The organism is Spiroplasma endosymbiont of Lasioglossum villosulum, assembly GCF_964020195.1.
In the GTDB taxonomy this organism is placed as follows: Bacteria; Bacillota_I; Bacilli_A; order Mycoplasmatales; family VBWQ01; genus Spiroplasma_E; species Spiroplasma_E ixodetis_A.
Genome location: NZ_OZ026539.1, coordinates 803,579 through 823,790, shown reverse-complemented (window position 1 = coordinate 823,790; position 20,212 = coordinate 803,579). Strand labels below are relative to the sequence as shown.

Sequence of the window (20,212 nt, the reverse complement as noted above, 5' to 3'; positions counted from 1 at the left end):
TTTTTCCCTCTCTTAATACTAAATAATTAACAATAATAACTATATTTTAATTAAAATATATTAAATCATTATTCTAATGTTTAATCAAATTTCATATTTTAATTATAACTTAATTAAAATTCTTATTCTTATTCTTATATAAAAAAAGTATGAAATTTTAGCTATAAAAAAAATAAAAACAAAATAATTTAATTACAATAAAAAGTAATGCCTAATATTTAGGCATTACTTTTTATCATGAAAGTGTTATTGGATTATTTGTTTTAGGTAATGTTTCGGTTTCAAAAATAGCATTTATATTATTAACATTAAAATTTGAATTTAATTGTTGATTTCTTGTTTGTATAGATGGTTTATTAAAAGATTTTTTTTGTTCTTTGGTAAATGCTGCCTTTTGATTAGAAGTAAATCATTCTAATTGTTTTGGAGTTAATGATTCAATTTGAAATTTAAATTCATAAAAATCATATTCTATTGTTAATTGATTATTAATTGTTTTTAATGCTTTTCTTATTCCTTTTTCTAGTAATGAAAACTTATTATAACTGAAATTTTTTATTTGTTCTGTTGTAAATGCTTGTATTTGTATTTTTGTAAGTGCTTTCATTTGTTTTTTTGAAAAAGCATAAAGCAGTAAATTATTTTTTGTAAATAAGGGAATTAAGTTGGAATTAATTGTTGAAACTTGATATGGGCTTAATAGTTGCAATAATTGTCTTCAAATTGGTAACCCATTATTATCATTTTCTTTAATGATACTTAAAATAAATTTATCAATTTCTTGTTTATTGATAGTGTTTGTAAATGATTGTATTTGTGTTTTAGTAAGTCCTTTAAGTTCTGATTTGCTAAATAATATTTGATTTTCTGTAGACATATCTTTTAATCTTTGTCCTTTTCATTTAAATTTAATTTAATAAAAATCCTAATATAGAAATAATTTCTATATTAGGTATGAACATTTATTAAATTAAAAAATAATTATAATATAAATTAATTATTTTTGTTATATTATGCATTTTATGAATTATAATTTAATATTTTTTAAATGAATATATAATTTGTTTTTTTTAGACAGAAGTTACTGTTAAACTTCTGGTTCTCATAACTGGTTCTTTTGATGAATTTGCTAGTTCATTAGATACTTTAATGTAATCAGGAGTAATATTTGCTTTTGATACTCTTACTGTGGGGATAGTAGGATTTGTTCTTAAAAATTTGTTAATTCTTGATTCTTTTCTTCCAAAATTTGTAGTAGTAGCCATTCCACCAGCTATTAAAGTTGTACCAACAGCAATTGTACCAATAGCAACTGGTAATAATGAAGCACCACCAGTCATAGGTGCTGCAGCAACACAAGCTGTTGTTATTCCTGCAGTTGTTGTTAATGTTCCTGTAGTTATTGTGACACCAGCAATTACTTTTCTTTTTGTACTTATTTCACTAGGCATAATACTTTTCTTCCTTTTCTTTTTCAATATTTAATTTAATAAAAATCCTAATATAGAAATTATTTCTATATTAGAAATGAACAATTATTAAATTACAAAAAATATTATAATATAAAAAAATGAAAATATTTTATTTTTTTTAAAAAAATATTACTTAAAGGTACATAATGAAATATCAAAATAATATTAAATATATTATTATTATTTTATTGAAAAGTAGCCAATTAATAATTGCATTTTTTAATCAAACAAGTTAAGATTACTTATGGTAAATGTTATGCCCACGTAGCTCAGTGGATAGAGCACCGCCCTTCTAAGGCGGGGGTCAGAAGTTCGAATCTTCTCGTGGGCGCCATTAAATTTTAAAATACTAAGAAGGTTTAACTAAATAATGATAAATCATGACAATTATTATCAAGACATTATTGGTAAAATTAACCACCTCATTAGTGAAAATAAATGAGATCAAGCAATGAAGTTGGTCAAACATGAATTAGAGATGCCTTATATTCCTATTCATCATGAAGTTACATTACAAGAGTTACATCATAATATTACTACTCATATTAGATTAAATAGTAAAAATGAAAGTCATGAGTGAAATTTAGAGAGAATAAGTCATGTATTAATGAATCCATTTGATGAAGATCTTCATCCGATGGCATTTTATTATTTACAAAGTCATAATGCTAGGTTAATTTTGCCAACAATTAAGATTTATCTTACAAATAAAAATATAAATAATATAAATAATATAAATAAAACGCAACTATTATTTATATTAAATAATCAAGGTATTGATGAAGAAATAGAAGTAATAAAAGGTCATGATACATTTAAAATTAATCCAAAAAAAATAACACAATGACAAGAATCACTCGTTTATTTAAAGATTACAAAAATATTTGAAGATGAAGTTCATATTGATAATCCAGGTATTTATGGTATTTGCTTGTTTTTATTGGATAGTTATTTTGAGAATTTGTTTCCAACATTACCTAATAAAAATCAAGCAGCAGCATTAGCAGCTGCTTTGTATATTCGTGCTTGTAGTTTCCAATTTATTAGTGTAAAATTGGTAGAAAGTGCTAAAAAATTTAAAACTACTACTACTTTAATAAAAAAATACTTAAGTATTATGATTCAACAACAAATTACATAAGGAGAGATTTGAAAAATGATATTAAATATTATAAAAGATGAAAAAAATGGTCTTGGAAAATGACATGTTACCATTGATGCTAAAACTTGAAAAGATCAATTGGCAAAAGCTGAAAATAAATTGATTGCACAAGTAGAAATTCCTGGATTTCGTAAAGGAAAAGTTCCTACTAAAATGGCTAAAAAACACGTAACTGAAGAACAAACTTTACAAACAGCAACTAAAGCAGTTATTACTATTGCTTATGATTTTGTCTTAAAACAAAAACCTAACTTAATGCCTACTAATCAACCCGAAGTTAATGTGGAAAAATCTACTATTAAAGAGTGTGAAATAATGTTTGTATTTGATTTACCAGCAGAAATTACTATTGGTAAATATCGTGGTATTGATATAGTAAAACCTGTAGCAACTGTTAATCAAGAAGAAATTGATACTCAAATTAAACTATTACAAGATCGTTTTGCTATTTTTAATCCAAAAGAAAAAGGAAAATTAGAAAAAGGTGATACTGCAGTTTTTAATTTTACTGGTTTTTTAGAAGGTAAAAAATTCCCTGGCGGTGAAGCTAAAAATATGGAATTAGAAATTGGTTCTGGTAAATTTATTCCTGGTTTTGAAGAAGGAATGATCGGTATGGAATCTAAATCTAAAAAAACTATTGAAGTAACTTTCCCAGAAGATTATCATGTTCCAAATTTAAAAGGTCAATTATTACAATTTGAAATTGAATTAAACGAAATAAAAACAAAAGTTATTAATGAAGATTTAGAAGAATTAGTAAAAGATGTTAACATTCCAGATGTTACTACTACTGAACAATTATTAGAAAATATTAAAAAACAAATTGAAGTACAAAAAACAATGACAATTAAGGAACAATTTATGGAAGAACTTATTGCTAAAATTGTTAAAGATTCAAAAATAATAATTCCAAATTTTGCTGTTAAAAATGAAACTGAACGTTTAGAAAATGAATTTAAAAAACAATTAGCTAATCAAAACTTTACAATTGAAAACTATATGGCAGCAACCGGTTTATCTCATGAAGAAATTATTAATGAAATAAAAAAGGATGCAATTATGCAACTTCAGAATTTTTTAGTTATTGAAGAAATTATTAAACAAGAAAAAATAGAAATTACCGAAGAAGAAGTTCAAAAACAATTAACAACATTTGCCGACCAATTTAAAATAAGCATTGAAGAAGTTAAAGCAAATATTAAAGATTTAAGTTTAGTGACTACTACCCTAAAACATAATAAAGCCTTTGATTTATTATGAGAAAGTAACGGTAAAAACCAAAAGCAAACAACAAGTGCTTAATTAATTTAATTTGATAATTATTATATAACCTAATTACCAATTTAATAATTAGGTTATTTTATCGTTTATTTTTTTTTCAAAAAGTAAAAATTATCAAAAAAAAAATAAATGTAATAAAATACTACTAGTATAAATTAAATATGAATTAATAAGTGCTGCTGTAATAGTATAGTATAAATCAAAAATTAGATATTTTAGCAATTAAGTATTGCAAGTGCTAATTTTTTATATTATAATCCAGTTAATACATTATTTGAGGTGAGACAATGAAGATAAAAAATATTACTAATATTCCAGTACTAGTAACAAGAGGAAGTTTTGTTTTCCCAACAGTTGAAATAGAACTAGAAGTTGGCAGACATAAATCAGTAGCGGCAATTAATGAATCGGTAGCTAAGTTTAATTCAGAAATTATTTTAGTTTCGCAAAAGGATCCAAAAGTAGATAATCCTCAATTAAGTGAAGTCTACAATCATGGTACTTTGTGTAAAGTGCAAATTCAAAAAAGTCATAATGATGGTACACTTACCATATCTTTTTATGGACAACAAAGAGTTAAAGTTTCTAAGTTTTATGATGATAAATTTTATACAGGAGATGCTGAAACTTTAGTTAGTCCTAATGTTTCAAAATCATTAGAAGAAGAGTTGATCCAAAGAATTGTAAATAATTTACAACAGATTTTAGATGTTCATGGTTCAATTCCACAAGGTGTAATTAGTCAAATCACCGATGGAATGAAAGCTAGTGAAATTATTGATAAAATGGCTCAATTTTTACCATTTTTAACTATCAATAAACGCCAAGAAATTTTACAAGAAATTGATATTAATAAACGTTTAGATTTATTATTGAAAGATGTTGGTAGTCAAAAACAAGTTGGTGCTATTGAAAAGGATTTAACAGCTAAAATTAAAGATCGTATTGATGAACAACAACGTGAATATTATTTACGAGAAAGATTGCGTGCTATTAAAGAAGAATTAGGCGAAATTGATGGTAAGTCTAATGAAATGAAACGTTATTTAGAACGTTTAGAAACAGAAGAGTTTCCTGAAGCAATCAAAACTCGTGTTAAAGAAGAAATTAGTCGTTATGAAGATATGCCACAAGCTTCAAGTGAATCAAATATAATTCGTACATACATTGATTGAATGATGACTTTACCTTGATTTCAAAAAAGTGAAGAAAAATTTGATTTAATTAATGCAAAAAAAATTCTTGATAAATATCACTATGGTTTAGAAAAAGTTAAAGAAAGAATTATTGAATATCTTGCTGTTAAAAAAATGGCTAAGGCAATGCCAGGGCAAATTATTTGTTTAGTTGGTCCTCCTGGTGTTGGTAAGACTTCTTTAGCTAAATCAATTGCTGAAGCGATGGGGCGTACTTTCGTTAAAGTTTCACTTGGTGGAGTTAAAGATGAATCTGAAATTCGTGGTCATCGTAAAACTTATATTGGTGCGATGCCAGGAAGAATTATCCAAGGTATGAAACGTGCTAAAGTTATTAATCCATTATTTTTATTAGATGAAATTGATAAAATGTCATCTGATTATCGTGGTGATCCAGCTAGTGCTATGTTAGAAGTATTAGATCCTGAACAAAATGCTAATTTTTCAGATCATTATATTGAAGAAAATTATGATTTATCACAAGTTATGTTTCTAGCAACAGCTAATTATATGGAAGGTATCCCTGAACCATTAAAAGATCGAATGGAAATTATTGAGCTTTCTTCATATACAGAATTAGAAAAACTTGAAATTGCAAAAAAATATTTAATTCCTCGTGTTATTGAAATTACTGGTTTAAATAATAAAATGTTAAAATTTAAACCAAATTCAATTGAAGAAATAATTAAATATTATACAAGAGAATCAGGTGTTCGACAATTAGAAAGATTATTAAATAAAATTGCTCGTAAATTTATTGTTAAACTTTTGAATAAAAAAATTAGTACTGAAGAAATTGTTGCTGATAATGTTAAAGATTATTTAGGAAAACAAATTTTCGATTATACTAAAAAAGAAAATGAATCACAAATTGGAGTGGTAACTGGTCTTGCTTATACTCAATATGGTGGTGATATCTTACCAATTGAAGTAAACTACTTTAAAGGAAAAGGTAATTTAGTATTAACTGGTAAATTAGGTGAAGTTATGAAAGAATCTGCTACTATTGCTTTAGATTATATTAAAGCAAATGCTATTACTTTCAATATTCCTGATACTTTCTTTGCAGAACATGATATTCATATCCATGTTCCTGAAGGAGCAGTGCCAAAGGATGGTCCAAGTGCTGGTATTACTTTAACAACTGCAATTATTTCTGCTCTGACAAGTAGACCTGTATCAAAAGATATTGGTATGACAGGTGAAATTACACTTCGTGGTCATGTATTACCAATTGGTGGATTAAAAGAAAAATCAATTTCTGCTCATCGTAGTGGACTAAAAACAATTTTAATTCCAAAAGCTAATATAAAAGACTTAGAAGATATTCCAGAAGAAGTAAAGAAAAAATTAAATATTGTTTCAGTTGAATTTTATTCTGAAGTATATGATTTTATTTTTAATAAACATAAAGCAAAAATTCACTCACCTATTAATAATATTAAACCAACTTCAAGTATTATTGATGAAGGTTAAAATCTAATTAAATTATTAATAACTATAACTTTAAAAAAGTAAATACTAAAAACAAGTATTTACTTTTTTTATATAAAATTTTTTTATATTTGTGATAAATTTGATTTGCTTTTATTTGTTACAGAAAAATTAATTTCCGAATTTACACTTTTAATTATATTTTTTTTGTTAATTCGTAATATTAGTTCATTTATTTTTACTAAATTTTGTTGTTTAATTTCTTTAATTTTTGTTAAAATAGTTATTTTTGTTTCTATTTTTTTATTTCAATTAAATAATCCAATAGTAAGTATTTTCATTATTTTATTTATTTTTTTATTTATTTTTTTATTATTTAATTTTTTTGATAGGTTATTTATTGAATTTATAAAATTATTTTCTAATTTTTTTTGATAGGTTATTTATTGAATTTATAAAATTATTTTCTAATTTTTTTAAGGATTCTAAAGTTTTTATTTTTTTATTTAAAAATTGATAATGATTTTGAGTATTTTTTTTATTATTTTCTCAAAAGTCAAAAATATCATTGTAATCTTTACTATAAGTTTCAATCGGAAAATGTAAATAAAGATTAATAATATGATAATTATTTGCTATAAAGTTAACTTCTCTTTCTAAATCATTAATATCCATTTTTTAATGTCTCCTCTTTTAAAAAATAAAAAAACCCTTTACTTTTAAAATAAAGTAATGGGTTAAAACTTTGATCAAGTTTGTTTTTATATTATATATTATTTTAATTTTATAATTGAAAAATTAAATTATAAATAGTAAAAGTGTTGTTATTAATATTTTTTTTATATTTTTATATAAAAATATTTAAAATTAAAAAATTGTGCATGGTGGACAACATTTTTTACCATATTGCATATTAATTAATTCTTCTGAATTTATACTATTTATATCATCATTAGTTATTAGAAAAGTACTATCTTTTAAATATTGATCTTCATTATTTAACTGTTGAAGGTTAAAATTAAATTCTAGATTTCCATTTTCAATTTCATCTAAATGTTCTTCATAATCTACTAATAATTTTTGTTTTAAGTTAACAATTTTTTCATTGATTAAAGCAATTTCTTTCAATATCTTTTCTTTATTATTAAGACTAAAATTTTTGTTAAATGGATTCAAACTTTTTTCTAATTCTTTTTTCTCTTTTTTTAATTTTTTTATTTCTTTTTTTTGTGCATTTTTTTTCATAATTTTCTCCTTTTAAAAATAAAAACTCATTTACTTTTTATGAAAATAATGAGTAAAAACCTAATAAAGTTTACAATATATTATATAATATTTTAATTTTTATAACTTAAAAAACAAGTAATATTTATGTAGTAATTATGATAAAATTATAAAGTTATAGGAAGGAAGTAATTATGATTAAAGATAAAAAAAATAATGTTGAAATCATTAATGTCAGTAAAAACTATGATAGTAATGAAGTCATTAAAAATGTTAGTCTGAATATTGCTATTGGTGCCAAAATTGGTATTGTTGGCCCCAATGGTACTGGAAAAACAACATTATGTGAAATGATTTCCCAACTTCGTAAACCAACAACAGGTACTATTAATATTAAACCTGATTTAAAAATAGGAATGCAATTACAAGAAACTAAATTTCCTCGTGGTCTAACTGGTTGAGATATGGCCCAATATTATATGAGAGCTTATCGTTTAAATAAGTCTGTTGAAGACATTCAAAAGTTATTGTACTATTTGGACGCTGAAGCATTTATTAATAAACCTATTATTACTTTATCGGGCGGTCAACAACAAAAAATTAATATTTTATTAGCATTAATTGTTGAACCAGATTTATTAATTTTAGATGAATTAGCTACGGGATTAGATTTAGAGGTACGTGAGCGAATTTATGAATTATTAGAAAAAGAAGTTTTTATTAAACCTAATCTTTCAGTATTGATTGTTTCACATAATATGCAAGAAATTGAACGTTTTTGTCAACAAATTATTTTCATGTTTGAAGGTTTAATTATTAGTATAAATGATGTTAAAACTGTTGTTAAAGAATATGGAAGTATTGAAGAATATGTTAAAACTAAATTTAAAGAATATAAAATAGGTATGTATGATAGCGAAGCGTTATTAAAAAGATTAGGAGGGGAAAATAATGAAAAATGAGCTAAGTCTTGAAAAAAACACCTTAAAAAACAAAAATAATGATTGATCTCTTCTTAATTTATTTTGAAGTTATTTAAAACGTAATCGTTCAATTATTATTTTTTCAGTTTTCGTTTCACCATTGATTTTTATTGGTGCATCAATTGGTGGAAATAATCAAATATTATCATCACCTGCTGGTAAAAATATTGGACGATTTATTTTGCTGATTATTTGATTGACACAAACTGCTTCCTTTTCAATTCAAACTTTTTTAGCTATTTTACTAGATTTAAAACAAAGCGTAGTTTATCGCCGCATTGGTTTAACAAGAATTAGCAAAACCAAGTTTATTATTATAACATCAATATTTAATTTAGCTTTAGTTTTAATTTCTGATATTATTATTTTTATTGGTATTATTATTATTGGTTATGTTGTTCCTTTATCTGGAATGATTAGTTCCATTTTTAATTGACAATTATTAATTATTATTTTATTTACATTATTTTTTTCTATTACTATTACTAGTATTGCTTTGCTAATGTCAGTTATTATTAAAAGTCGTACTGGACAAGCAATTGTTAGTTTATTTACTAGTTTATTAATTGTTGCGCCATTAATTATTTTAACTTACTTTTTAGCTAGTCTTATTGGTGAAGGATTAGTTTCAAGTATTGGTGCTGGTGCTGTTGTTGGTATTTTAGTAGGTATATTTATTGCCTTAAATCTTATTAGTTGTGGCATTTATTATTTAACTTGAAAACTATTTAAATGATTTGATTAATTTTTATAAAAGTATGTAATGAATTATAAAATAACAAAGGAGTGAAAATATACAATGCCTAAAAATATAAGAAAATATGTTATTGATGAACAACCAATTAATTATTTTGATAAAGTTAAAGCATGATTAGATAATCAAAATAAATTTGAAAATTTAGAACTATTATCAGAAGTTGCATCTCAACAAAACTATTTAAAACAAAGTGATAAGTTAAATACTAAAGTAATAAATCAATTAGAAAATAAATATTTGGAAAATGTTTCAAATTTAAATCAAAAATTGAAAATGTTTTAATATAATAACTTACTTATTTTTATTAATTTATAGTCTAATTATTTTTTATAAATAATTAGATTTTTATATATTAACAATATTTTGAAATAATAGGTTTATTAAAATACTCCTTTAAATTTATTTTTAAAGGAGTATGAATATTTAAAAAATAAATTATGAGTATAATCGAAAACCGTTCCCTAAAATTGTTTTAATTTGTCCTCCACTTTCAGATCCTCATGTTTCACCATAATGAGCAATGATGATTTGAAAAAATCATTTTCCATTTTCTTCATAAAAAGTTAACCCTAATTTAATAGTTATTAATAAACTGGCAAGTAAGAAATTTTCTTTATTATTACATATGATAATATTACAAAAATTTGCTGGGTTAATAGGTCCATTTTTTGTTACTTTTGCATTTATTAAATATTTTTGAAAATTTAGATTTTTAACAACTTGATTAATGTTAATAGTTGGATATCCTGTATCGCCTCAGCTATAAGATGAATCTACATAATCTTCTGTACCATTTTCATTAAAAAAAGTAATATATTGATAATCAATTGGTAAACCATATTCTGTATTTCATTCAAATGTATGGATAAATGAATTATTTCTAGTCTATTTTCAATAACTTATATCAGTTAGTCTTCTGTTATTAAAATGAAATTCTGTTGTTTTTCATCATATTTTTGTCATTTTTTTAAATTCTGTTTGTTTTGTTGGACATTTATAAATGCCATTAATAGTTAAAACATAAATATTTTTATTACTATCAAAAGTAATATTACTAACATCATATGTATCATTATCAATCACTTTCATTTCAATAAAATTTGATTGTAAAAAATCAAATTTATAAACTTTATTTATTGCAGAGTTATTATTAGTTATTATATAAATATTTTTATTACTTATTATTATTTTTTTGATTATTCCATCTATTGCTGAATTATTTATTTTCTTAAAGTATTTTTCTTTTACTGAATACTTATAAATATTATTATTATCTGCAATATAGATAGTTCCATTTTCATCTGTTACTAAAATAGCATTAACAGGTACTCCTCAATGTTCACTTATTATTATAAATTCTGTTTGTTCTGCTGGATATTTATAAATACTATTATTTGCAATTACATAAATGTGTCCATCTTTACCAGTTGTTAAAAGAGAAATTTGTAATGTTTCTTTATTTGTATCTATATTTAATTGTTTAAATTCGTTGTCATGTTCTAAACACTTATAAATACTATTTGCAAAAGGAACATGAAGATTATTATTAGCAGTGATATAAATATTTCCATATTTATCAATACTTATGTGACTCAGAAAATTAATGTTAGTTGGTAATGTCATTTTTTTTAAATTCTCATTCTCCCGCTAAACATTTATAAATACTATTATTAGCTATTATAAAAACATTTCCGTCTCTCTCATTAATTTTTAAAAATCTAATATTTTCTAATTCTTTAGGTACTATCATTTGTTGAAAATATGTTTGTGTTGCAAGACATTTATAAATATTATTATTAGTTGCTACATAAGTATTTTTATCTTTATCAGTTTTTATAAATTTACCATTAGCAAATTCTTTAGGTACTATAATTTTTTCGAATTCTGTTTGTTCTGCTAAACATTTATAAACAGTATTATTAGCAAGTGCATAAATATTTCTATTTCTATCAGTTGTTAAAGACTTAATTTCATTTATTTTTCAATTATTATTTTCATTTTTAATACTTGTTTTAATTTTATTATTTGTGTTATTGATAAATAAGGTATTTAAACTGTTTGTACTTGCTATTGCTAAAATTGTTGTTGTAATTAGTGTTGATATCTTTTTCATATTTAAAAAACTCCTTTTTATTTTTTCCCAATAACTTCTTATTTTTAAGAAGTGAATATATTTTATTTTTTTTCAAATAAATTTCAAATAAAAATAGAACAAATTTTAATTTAAACTAAAAATCATAAAAAATATATTTTATATTTAAAAAAATATTTTGAATGTTATAATAGTAGTAAATATGGATTAATTTGCATATATTATATAAAGCAGGGGTGGCATTGCCTGAGAAATACCCTATAACCTGATCTAGTTAGTACTAGCGGAGGGAGACTTTATTTTTTATATTTTAAAAAATGATAACTCCTTTTTGTTATGTAAGATAAATTAAAGGAGTTATCATTTTATTATGTTTAAAGAACAACTATTAACAACTATCAATTATAATAAAATTAAAAGCAAACTGGGGGTAGGAATGTTAATTAAAGCATCAGCCATTTTTAGTTTAATTACTCTTTTAACATTAACAGTTATTATTAGTATTTTACCTGCTAGTAGTATTAATCACTTTTTTAAAGTTACTACTATTATTGGTTGACAATTTTATAGCAGTAAAATTTATTTAATATTAATTCTTTGTTTATTATTAATTTCATCAATTTTATTATCTGTTATTACATGAACAGTTAAAATAGAAGATATGCATAAAAATATTGTTATTGTTACATTACTATCAATTTTTAGTATCAATCCCATTGCATTAATTTTTAATTGAATTAAACATTATCAATGACAAAAAGAAGAAACTTTTGCCATTTTAAAAACAAGATGATGAACTAATTTTAAATTTGCATTTGGTATTAAACGATGATTAGTTATTGATTATACAATTATTGGTTTATTTACTGGTGTAAATATTGCTTGTGCTTTTATTGAACAAAATTTATTACCAAAAATGCCATACGGCGGCGGTATTGCTATTAAATATATACCTTTAATGGTTATTAGTTATATTATTGGCTTTGCAGGTGGATGATTAACGGGTATGATTAGTGCTTTAATGTCATTATTATTTATTGGTGGTGGTTATGTTATTAATGCTTGAAGTTATTTATTAGATTATTTTTTGCCAATGACAACGCCCGCTATTATTTCATTATTACGTTTTAATTTAAAAGCTGATAAATCAATTTTTACTTATATTAATTATTTTTTACATTGTTTTTTAGTTTGTTTAATTATTTATTTTTGACAAACAATAGCAGGATATTTTATTTGATCACAAATTACTAATGCTGACGGAAGTAAAAATATTTGATCAGGATTTAATCCTCTTTTTTACTCATTAGTTTACAATTTTATTCATATTTTTTTGTTTACTTATCCAATTATGCAATTAACAATACCTTTTATTTATCGTGGTTTAGTTAGTCACTATGTAGAAAGATATCGTTAGAATAGTAATTGTAATTACTATTTCTTTTTTAAATAGCGTTATAATATTAATTGAATTAAGTAACATAATTCACCGCAAGATAATTTATTAATTATTTTGTTTTTTGTGTTATGATTATTTTGTTATTAAAATATATAAAATTATAATTAATTCCTAGGAGTTTTATATATGCAAGAAAATTTTTATATTAAAAAAGTTTATTATGGTGCTTATGTTAAAAATATAATTTTACCTATGAGTGCTATATTAAATAATAAGCGTAATGAAATTGGTATTAAAAATTTAGGTATTAATAATAAAAAGTTGCGTAATAGTACTATTCGTACTAAAACAAAATTAATACATAAAGCGTATCATAATTTTTATAATTCAAAAGTTTTAAGTTTTGTTACTTTAACTTATGCTAAAAATATGCAAGATATTAATAAAGCAAAACATGATATTGCTATATTCTTCAAACGTTTAAAGCGTTGATGAAATAACCCTAAACGTGTTAAATATTTAGGTGAGTTAAAATATATGTATGTTTATGAATATCAAAAGCGTGGTGCTATTCACTTTCATATATTATTTAATAGAAAAATACATAAAAGTATGTTGCCACAATGATGACCATTTGGTTTTAATGATGTAAGAGTTGTTAAAAAAGGTACTAATGAAAATATAGTTAAGTATTTAAGTAAATATGTTGTAAAAGTGCAAAATGATATAAAATCTCAAAATCAGTATGATTTAGGTGTTCGTGCTTATGCTTTTTCTCGTAATTGTTCTAATCCAAAAGTAGTTAAAGGCCAAAAGATAATGTTATATCAACGTTTAATTGACGCTTCTATTAATGCTTTACATACACAATTTTTTAAAAAGAAAATTGATAATTTGGGTCGTACTATACTTTTTGGTGGTAGTTTTGATACTACTGTTTTTGGTGATAATTTTAAAGATTATGATGAATATATCTCAATTGATAGTATTAGGTTTAGGAATGCAATTAAGCGTGTACCTAGAATTTTACATTTACATTAAATTATATTTTAATTGTTTTTTAAAATTTTATTTTTGATATATTTATTTAAGAAAGGAGTTGTACTTAAATGAATATTTTAAAAAGAGTTATTATGTGTATTTCAATATTTTTATGTTTGACCATTATTTGAATTCCATTTCATTTTATGCTTAAAACTTTAATTTATGGTGATAAACGTGAAAAAAAAGTTCAAACTGTTAAATCTTAATATGATTTTTAAAGAAAATACTTGTATATATAATGGTTAATAGCAAAAATGTAAGGTTTTACCTAGGAATTTAACTTTATGTTTTTGCGTTTTTTTGTTGTAAATTTTAATTTTTATGTTATATTATAATTAATAATGTTAATTACCCACATTATTAATCTGGTTATTAATATAACCTAATTCCTAGGAGGTTAATAAAATGTATTTTCTTTGTCAATTGACAAAAATTAGAAGTAATGAAGTAATTAAAGATGAAAAAAGTGGTAAGTCCAAAAATTATGATGTACTTATTTTTTCGTCGTTTTATGTTACTGATAAAGGTATTAAAATATCAACTGGTGAAAAATCTAAGGATAAATGAGTTTTACATGATAGTGAATTATTTACTAAACTTTCTAAAATGAATTTAAGTCTTGGTTCTTATTATGATGTTGAAATAACATGAGAAGCAAAAATAATTGACATACATAATTTAAAAACTAAATAGTTATTTATTATAGGGTAATTGGTAAATAATTATTTAAAGGATTTAAGTTATGTCAAAAATTAATAATTGTGCTTGTCAACAACATTTTCATTTAGCAATGTATGTATGCAAACTTTGCGACCAAGTAATTTGTCCTAAAAGAGTTTTACAAAATTTATATACTGGGAAATATTATTGTCCAAATTGTATATTAAATATTGCTTTGGTTAAACAAAAAGAACAATTACAACAAAAAGAAAATTAAAAATTAAATAAGGGGCATATATATACTTTTTAGTGTATTTTTGCCCCTTACTCTAATTAGTATAAATATGCTCCTTATTAGTATATAAAGTAAGGAGTTTTATTTATGCCTAATGAGTTAGAACAAACTAGTAATTATACTTTACCTAAAATATTAAGAACTGGATTAAGTCCATTAAGTGCTATGGTTGGAGTTAGTGCTTATTATGGTCAATATTTAAAAGACCCAATTTTAGGTTCTATTAATTCTTTGTTATTTAGTAAAAAGTTAGGAATTGATATATGGAATATTAATCAAAGACCAACTACTAGAAATAAAGTTATTAATAGTTATAAAAAGATATTTTTAGGATTAGGAACAATTGGTTTAATTAATTATGCTAAGTTTGTTCAGTATGTAAATAAGTCAACTTTTTTATTAAGAGATGAACCTTGTTTTTGACCACCTTGCCCTACTGAGCCACCAATTCCTACTCCAATACCAACACCTAAACCAGTAGTTGATAATTATTTTGTAGATTGAGATACTTATATATCTTTAAATAGTTTTGGTATAGCGAATGTTATTAGTGGTTTAACTGAGTTAATACCTAATAGATTTGAAACTATACGTAAAATAGCAAATATGGGTACTGGTGGTTGTTTGATTAGTAGTGGTGTTGCTATGGGTATTAATAATAATTTTAATAATTATTTTGCTATTCCTACGATTATTGTCGGAGCAAGTGAAATTATAAATACTTTACTGTTGCCATTAGGAAATACACATAATAATACAGAATTACAAGAAGTGTTTACTGATGAAAGAGCAAGATTAATTAATGGCAGTGTTAATCATTATCAAAGTACAGATGACGGTATGGTTGATATTGATTTAAATGATGATAGTATGTCAGAGATTAATTTAGATAGAGCAAGTTTAAACTGGGATTATTCTTATGCTTATACACTAGGTGGTGTTTAAAGTGAAAATATATATGTGATGAATTTTAAAATTTATGGTATTAACTGGATGTATTACATTTAGTATATTTTTAGGATTAATTCCTAGCATTATAGTTTTAGGAATTGTTGCAATTAAACCAGTATCTATTTTAATTGGTATTGTTGTGGGTTATATTGGTATTCCATGAAATAATATTAAAAATAAAATAACAAATTGAGTTTTTAAGAGAAAAGAAAATAAATTTATTAAAAAGAATGATTTAAAAGTTGAAAGAAAAAGATATGAAAAACAAAAATTAGAAAGAAAATTTCTAAATTTAAATAATCAAGTAAAAGAATTAAAACAAACATTAGAATTTCAAAGTAAATTATTAGAAATTAATAATGAAAATTTAAGAAATAATGAACAAAATAAAACTATAAGAACATTTATTTTATAAGGAGTGAATTAATTTTATGAAAAAAGATAAATGAAAAAATATGTCAAGACAAAAGTTGCATAAGAAAAAGGCAAAAAGAAATTTTGACCAAAGATTATATGAAAATATGAGTTTTGATAGTTTTTTAGGAGGTAGAAAATAATGGTTAAATGAATAGTTGTGATAATTGCTGTGCTTGGTACTTCTTGGGCTTTTAAAGGTACTATTAAAAAGTTAGTTTGAAAATTTAAACATAGAAAACACAATGTAGTTGACCCAGATTGTTGATATTGTAAAGAACAAAAACGTAAAGAAAGAGCAAGAAAAGAATTAGAGGAGGGAGGTGATTAGTATGCCAAAAGGGTTAAGTGCTTTAATAGAAATGATTGGAGGTATTGGTCAAAAATTACTAGAATCTTTTAGTTATGTTTTTAATTGAGTATTTGCGGGTGATTTTATAATGACAAATTGACCGGTATTAATTCCAATATTTATGATGGTCTTAGTATTTATTAAAGAATTTATTGGACATATTATTCGTGGATTTAGATAGAAAAAATTAAAGTTGTTTTTAGGAGGTAATAGTTATGATTAAATTATTTTTTGCAATAATTTTTGTTTTTCCTTTATTAGGTAAACTTTTACCTTCTTTAAATAATATTGTGCAAAATATTTTACAAAGTTATATTACTGATTTTTCTGGTTTACATAATTTGTCTTTGGTTATTAAAAGTTTTATTTTTGGTGATAGTTCACAACAAATAGTTTCAATGCCAGCACCATTGTTAGCAATTATTTTAGTACTTTTTACTTTTTCATTAATTTTAAAATTATTAAAAATAATATAGGAGTAGTTTATTATGGGTGTTGCTTTTATTTCAAAAGTTTTAGAACTATTTGGACAAATTTTTATGAAATTTTGAAATTTGCCAATGGCAGATTTAGGTTTTAATTTGGGTACTTTTTGGTGTTTTTATTCTTTTAATAAAGTTTGCTATGTCAGTTTTTTTAAATATTGATATTCAGCCAGTTTCTACATCGGGTACTGTAAAGAAAAGTTACAAAAATATTAAAGGTAGTTCAAAATTTGTTGGTAAGCAAATTGCTAAACAACATGAAAGAAAACGTTTAAGAAATAAGGCTAAGGGTGTTGAAAATAAAAAAGGGAAGTTTGTAGGTAATTAGTTATGAGTGATTTTGTTAATAGTATATTGCATTTAATTTTTATATTTTCTAGTAATGATATTGGTATATTTTTAAATCAAACTAATATTACTGATGAAGTTTATATTTTGTTTAATTTGACTTTTTGGTTGGTATTAGGTGTATTTTTTAATTTTATTTATCGTAGTATTAAATTTATTTTTAGGTCATTGTTTGGGTAGGTGTTAAATATGAGTGTTTGAGATATTTACAATAAAATATATCAATGTATAGTTGATTATTGAACTATGTTTATAGGAAGTCCAGTTGACCAATTTACTACTATTTTATGAAATTTAGTAGTTTATGGAACGCAGTTTTTTATTGGATTTATTATATTTTATGGTTTATGATGAGTTTTAAGATGTTTGTTTGGTAAATAATTATGTGATTTAAATTTGCTAAATTATTTTTTGTTGTAAATACTTCTGTTCAAGCACCAACTAGTTTAATTGCTTCAAATGACCCTAATGTTGTTAATTATGATATTACAAAAGAAATGGTTAAACATGTTAAGTATCATAATTTTAATGATTGAGCAACAATTCCATGAAATTCTGCTTATTTTGATGTTGACCAGCCGGATTTAAAATTAGTAAGTGGTGAATTTATTGGTAATCAGGGTACTTATATATGTTCTTATTATAGTGATACAATTGGTGTTCCGTCACAAGAGATAAATATGGGGTCTGGTGTTTATACTTTTAATAGAAAACAATTGGATGAATTTTCACGTATTATGTTTAATCATAATTATGTTACAGAAAAGAATACTAATCGTTTGAATTTTGTTAATAATGATAGGAGAGTTATAAATTTTCAAACACAGTTAAATTTTGAAATTGATAAACCTTTAAGTTTTTATATTCAAGGTTTTATGTTTTATTTTGAATATGAATATTTTAAAACTTTTACTGCTAATTTTGTTTTTAGTTTTTTAGATAATGTTGGTGATACAAAGTATGTTTTTAAAGGTAAGGTTGATAATGATATTTATCAGCAAGATTTATATAATTTTGTTACTATGCCTATTCGTGTTCCAAATTTAAGACATTTAACAGTATTTTTTGATGTTCATGGTGATTCATTTTCACATATGTCACCACGGTTAAATTTTGGTCAAATTAATATTTTTTCAAGTGAGAAAGTAACACCATTCCCACCAAATAGTCCTTTTAACCCTGAGTATGAACGTGTTAGTTGATATGATGTTTTTGGTCATTTGCGTAATGCTTTTAGATGAGTACTTTATGGTGTTGTTGGTAAAGTTTTACCAGTTGAACCATTAAGACAATTTCTTTTTACAACAGATAGTTTATTATGACATATTTTTTCAGATACGATTAGTACTGCTTTAAATGTTGATATTGTTAGTGGAATAGAAAATATTATACCTTTATGATTATTTGTTAGAGCAATTAGTTTAATTATAGGTTAGGAGTTTATTATGCCTTGATATGGTTATGTGTTATTAGTTATAGGTTTGATTATAATTATTTATCCAATTCTTATAACTATTCGTAATCTTAAAATTTTAAAACGAGTTGGTAGTTATATTATTTCAGCACCTCCAAGGACTGGCAAATCTGCCCTTGCTTGTTGTTTAGCACAAAGTCATAAGAAACGAGTAGTTAGTCCTTTCCCTATTAAGTTAAAGACTGGTTATTCTTATTTGGTTAATTATAACGATGTTTTTACTTTTAATCAGTTAGCAAGTAATTATGCTTTTGAGGAACAAGATTTAATAATTTTAGATGAATTAGTATTAAAAATAAATTCTAATGATTTAGGAGTACAGTTTAAAAATCAACAAGAAAGTTTAGGACAATTTTGTAAGTTAATAGGTCACATGTTTAATGGTACAATGTATTTGATTGAACAACACCCTAATAGAATACCAGTACAAGCAAGAGAAAAAGTTGAGTATGTTGTTCAAGTTAAACGTATGCGTTTTTTGGGTTTTATTGTTATATTTAATCTTAATTTATATATTAATATTGAGGATTATAATAAAGTAGTATTTTCACGTCGTAGAACAAAGAAAATGATTAAACGAGGTATTATGCCTCCAAGTTATAGTGGTGAAGCAATGGCTATGACTTTATTTTTTCCTAGACACTGGTTAAAAAGGTATAATTCACGTGCTTTACATTATGTGCATGAACTTAAAAGTGAATTGTCACCTAAAAAATACCTTAAAGAAGCAAGTAGTATTGATATGACTTATAGCGATATTAAGTCTGCTGGATTGGATAAATTGGATAATATTTTAAAGAAAAAAGATAAACCTAAAAATAAAGATAAATAAAAATGATTATAGTCCCAGTGAACCTACTGGGACTATAATTTGGGTGAGCCACGTAGTGGCGAGGGACGAAGTCCCTATATACTTGTAGAAAGGGTGATTATAATGAAAAATGATGAAATAATCAAAGAAGATATTATTATTATGGATGCTGATATTAAATTAATGAATAAAGCATTAAATGAGAAAAAGGTTGTATTAGCAGCAATTGAATTAGGAAAACATGCTCAACATACAATTGATATTGGTTGATCTGAACATTTTCAAGCATATGCTAAATTAAAAAGTACAACTACTACTGGTACTTGTTTTTGTAAAAAACCAGCAACTCATTTAGTTTATTTTTGATGATAATAA

At 23.7% G+C, this 20,212-nt stretch carries 30 protein-coding genes, 1 tRNA gene and 1 riboswitch; of the genes, 24 read left to right on the top strand and 7 right to left on the bottom strand.

What is annotated here, in order from left to right; all coding sequences use genetic code 4:
- Positions 1–232: 232 nt before the first annotated feature.
- A complete protein-coding gene (locus AACK81_RS04720) occupies positions 233–877 on the bottom strand; it encodes a hypothetical protein (protein ID WP_338960196.1) in 645 nt (214 codons plus the stop codon).
- 193 nt (positions 878–1,070) lie between these two features.
- Entirely contained in the window at positions 1,071–1,451 is a 381-nt protein-coding gene (locus AACK81_RS04715; RefSeq protein ID WP_338960194.1) for a hypothetical protein, read from the bottom strand.
- A 279-nt stretch (positions 1,452–1,730) separates the two neighbouring features.
- On the opposite strand from AACK81_RS04715, the gene AACK81_RS04710 reads away from it, so the two are divergent.
- The 4 genes from AACK81_RS04710 to lon all read left to right on the top strand — a co-directional run bounded on the left by AACK81_RS04710 (position 1,731) and on the right by lon (position 6,590).
- A tRNA-Arg gene (locus AACK81_RS04710) sits at positions 1,731–1,806 on the top strand.
- Between the two features lie 36 nt (positions 1,807–1,842).
- Complete coding sequence (locus tag AACK81_RS04705; protein WP_338960192.1) at positions 1,843–2,613, top strand: DUF3196 family protein; 771 nt, start codon at positions 1,843–1,845, stop codon at positions 2,611–2,613.
- A gap of 15 nt (positions 2,614–2,628) precedes the next feature.
- Positions 2,629–3,939, top strand: coding sequence for a trigger factor (gene tig, locus AACK81_RS04700; RefSeq protein WP_338960190.1), 1,311 nt, complete (start codon positions 2,629–2,631; stop codon positions 3,937–3,939).
- 266 nt (positions 3,940–4,205) lie between these two features.
- Entirely contained in the window at positions 4,206–6,590 is a 2,385-nt protein-coding gene (gene lon, locus AACK81_RS04695; protein ID WP_338960188.1) for an endopeptidase La, read from the top strand.
- An 83-nt stretch (positions 6,591–6,673) separates the two neighbouring features.
- Here the strand turns inward: lon and AACK81_RS04690 are convergent, their stop codons facing one another.
- The 3 genes from AACK81_RS04690 to AACK81_RS04680 all read right to left on the bottom strand — a co-directional run bounded on the left by AACK81_RS04690 (position 6,674) and on the right by AACK81_RS04680 (position 7,793).
- Positions 6,674–6,889, bottom strand: a complete 216-nt coding sequence (locus AACK81_RS04690; protein WP_338960186.1) for a hypothetical protein — start codon at positions 6,887–6,889, stop codon at positions 6,674–6,676.
- A 73-nt stretch (positions 6,890–6,962) separates the two neighbouring features.
- A complete protein-coding gene (locus tag AACK81_RS04685; RefSeq protein WP_338960185.1) occupies positions 6,963–7,223 on the bottom strand; it encodes a hypothetical protein in 261 nt (86 codons plus the stop codon).
- Between the two features lie 192 nt (positions 7,224–7,415).
- Positions 7,416–7,793 carry a hypothetical protein gene (locus AACK81_RS04680; RefSeq protein WP_338960183.1) on the bottom strand — a complete coding sequence of 126 codons (378 nt, stop codon included), beginning with the start codon at positions 7,791–7,793 and terminating at the stop codon, positions 7,416–7,418.
- Between the two features lie 173 nt (positions 7,794–7,966).
- Here AACK81_RS04680 and AACK81_RS04675 point away from each other — a divergent pair, with 173 nt between their 5' ends.
- From AACK81_RS04675 to AACK81_RS04665, 3 genes are read left to right on the top strand one after another with little or no spacing between them, the layout of a single operon-like run.
- Positions 7,967–8,773: an ABC transporter ATP-binding protein gene (locus tag AACK81_RS04675; RefSeq protein WP_338960181.1), complete on the top strand. Its 807-nt coding sequence runs from the start codon at positions 7,967–7,969 to the stop codon at positions 8,771–8,773.
- Positions 8,724–9,500: a hypothetical protein gene (locus tag AACK81_RS04670; RefSeq protein ID WP_338960179.1), complete on the top strand. Its 777-nt coding sequence runs from the start codon at positions 8,724–8,726 to the stop codon at positions 9,498–9,500. The genes AACK81_RS04675 and AACK81_RS04670 overlap by 50 nt, the downstream gene beginning before the upstream one ends.
- Positions 9,501–9,554: 54 nt before the next feature.
- Complete coding sequence (locus tag AACK81_RS04665; protein ID WP_338960177.1) at positions 9,555–9,794, top strand: hypothetical protein; 240 nt, start codon at positions 9,555–9,557, stop codon at positions 9,792–9,794.
- A 603-nt stretch (positions 9,795–10,397) separates the two neighbouring features.
- Here the strand turns inward: AACK81_RS04665 and AACK81_RS04660 are convergent.
- Together AACK81_RS04660 and AACK81_RS04655 are read right to left on the bottom strand one after the other, a co-directional pair.
- On the bottom strand, positions 10,398–11,135 hold the full coding sequence (locus AACK81_RS04660) for a hypothetical protein (protein ID WP_338960175.1): 738 nt from the start codon (positions 11,133–11,135) through the stop codon (positions 10,398–10,400).
- Positions 11,119–11,625 carry a hypothetical protein gene (locus tag AACK81_RS04655; protein WP_338960173.1) on the bottom strand — a complete coding sequence of 169 codons (507 nt, stop codon included), beginning with the start codon at positions 11,623–11,625 and terminating at the stop codon, positions 11,119–11,121. The genes AACK81_RS04660 and AACK81_RS04655 overlap by 17 nt, the downstream gene beginning before the upstream one ends.
- A gap of 201 nt (positions 11,626–11,826) precedes the next feature.
- Positions 11,827–11,914, top strand: a riboswitch (TPP riboswitch).
- 60 nt (positions 11,915–11,974) lie between these two features.
- Between AACK81_RS04655 and AACK81_RS04650 the strand changes: the two genes are divergently transcribed.
- The 17 genes from AACK81_RS04650 to AACK81_RS04570 all read left to right on the top strand — a co-directional run bounded on the left by AACK81_RS04650 (position 11,975) and on the right by AACK81_RS04570 (position 20,209).
- Positions 11,975–13,021, top strand: a complete 1,047-nt coding sequence (locus AACK81_RS04650; protein ID WP_338960170.1) for an energy-coupled thiamine transporter ThiT — start codon at positions 11,975–11,977, stop codon at positions 13,019–13,021.
- A 168-nt stretch (positions 13,022–13,189) separates the two neighbouring features.
- Positions 13,190–14,044 (top strand): rolling circle replication-associated protein, encoded by an 855-nt coding sequence (locus tag AACK81_RS04645; RefSeq protein ID WP_338960168.1) that lies wholly within the window; start codon positions 13,190–13,192, stop codon positions 14,042–14,044.
- 68 nt (positions 14,045–14,112) lie between these two features.
- Positions 14,113–14,253: a hypothetical protein gene (locus tag AACK81_RS04640; RefSeq protein ID WP_338960166.1), complete on the top strand. Its 141-nt coding sequence runs from the start codon at positions 14,113–14,115 to the stop codon at positions 14,251–14,253.
- Between the two features lie 199 nt (positions 14,254–14,452).
- The gene (locus AACK81_RS04635) at positions 14,453–14,740 is read left to right on the top strand and encodes a hypothetical protein (RefSeq protein WP_338960164.1); all 288 of its coding nucleotides are present in this window, start codon (positions 14,453–14,455) and stop codon (positions 14,738–14,740) included.
- A 49-nt stretch (positions 14,741–14,789) separates the two neighbouring features.
- Positions 14,790–14,984: a hypothetical protein gene (locus AACK81_RS04630; RefSeq protein WP_281749008.1), complete on the top strand. Its 195-nt coding sequence runs from the start codon at positions 14,790–14,792 to the stop codon at positions 14,982–14,984.
- A 105-nt stretch (positions 14,985–15,089) separates the two neighbouring features.
- Positions 15,090–15,947 (top strand): hypothetical protein, encoded by an 858-nt coding sequence (locus AACK81_RS04625; protein ID WP_338960163.1) that lies wholly within the window; start codon positions 15,090–15,092, stop codon positions 15,945–15,947.
- A gap of 1 nt (position 15,948) precedes the next feature.
- Positions 15,949–16,368, top strand: a complete 420-nt coding sequence (locus AACK81_RS04620) for a hypothetical protein (protein WP_338960162.1) — start codon at positions 15,949–15,951, stop codon at positions 16,366–16,368.
- Positions 16,369–16,384: 16 nt separating this feature from the next.
- Positions 16,385–16,510, top strand: coding sequence for a hypothetical protein (locus AACK81_RS04615; protein WP_338960160.1), 126 nt, complete (start codon positions 16,385–16,387; stop codon positions 16,508–16,510).
- Entirely contained in the window at positions 16,510–16,698 is a 189-nt protein-coding gene (locus AACK81_RS04610; RefSeq protein WP_338960158.1) for a hypothetical protein, read from the top strand. Before AACK81_RS04615 ends, AACK81_RS04610 begins: the two co-directional genes overlap by 1 nt.
- A 1-nt stretch (position 16,699) precedes the next feature.
- Positions 16,700–16,900, top strand: coding sequence for a hypothetical protein (locus AACK81_RS04605; protein ID WP_338960156.1), 201 nt, complete (start codon positions 16,700–16,702; stop codon positions 16,898–16,900).
- A 34-nt stretch (positions 16,901–16,934) separates the two neighbouring features.
- Complete coding sequence (locus tag AACK81_RS04600) at positions 16,935–17,195, top strand: hypothetical protein (protein WP_338956747.1); 261 nt, start codon at positions 16,935–16,937, stop codon at positions 17,193–17,195.
- Between the two features lie 148 nt (positions 17,196–17,343).
- Positions 17,344–17,532 carry a hypothetical protein gene (locus tag AACK81_RS04595; RefSeq protein WP_338960154.1) on the top strand — a complete coding sequence of 63 codons (189 nt, stop codon included), beginning with the start codon at positions 17,344–17,346 and terminating at the stop codon, positions 17,530–17,532.
- A gap of 2 nt (positions 17,533–17,534) precedes the next feature.
- Complete coding sequence (locus AACK81_RS04590) at positions 17,535–17,732, top strand: hypothetical protein (RefSeq protein ID WP_338960152.1); 198 nt, start codon at positions 17,535–17,537, stop codon at positions 17,730–17,732.
- A 9-nt stretch (positions 17,733–17,741) separates the two neighbouring features.
- Complete coding sequence (locus tag AACK81_RS04585; protein WP_338960150.1) at positions 17,742–17,933, top strand: hypothetical protein; 192 nt, start codon at positions 17,742–17,744, stop codon at positions 17,931–17,933.
- 2 nt (positions 17,934–17,935) lie between these two features.
- Positions 17,936–18,988: a hypothetical protein gene (locus AACK81_RS04580; RefSeq protein ID WP_338960148.1), complete on the top strand. Its 1,053-nt coding sequence runs from the start codon at positions 17,936–17,938 to the stop codon at positions 18,986–18,988.
- Between the two features lie 9 nt (positions 18,989–18,997).
- A complete protein-coding gene (locus AACK81_RS04575) occupies positions 18,998–19,858 on the top strand; it encodes a hypothetical protein (RefSeq protein WP_338960147.1) in 861 nt (286 codons plus the stop codon).
- 102 nt (positions 19,859–19,960) lie between these two features.
- Positions 19,961–20,209: a hypothetical protein gene (locus AACK81_RS04570; RefSeq protein WP_338960145.1), complete on the top strand. Its 249-nt coding sequence runs from the start codon at positions 19,961–19,963 to the stop codon at positions 20,207–20,209.
- Positions 20,210–20,212 lie beyond the last annotated feature (3 nt).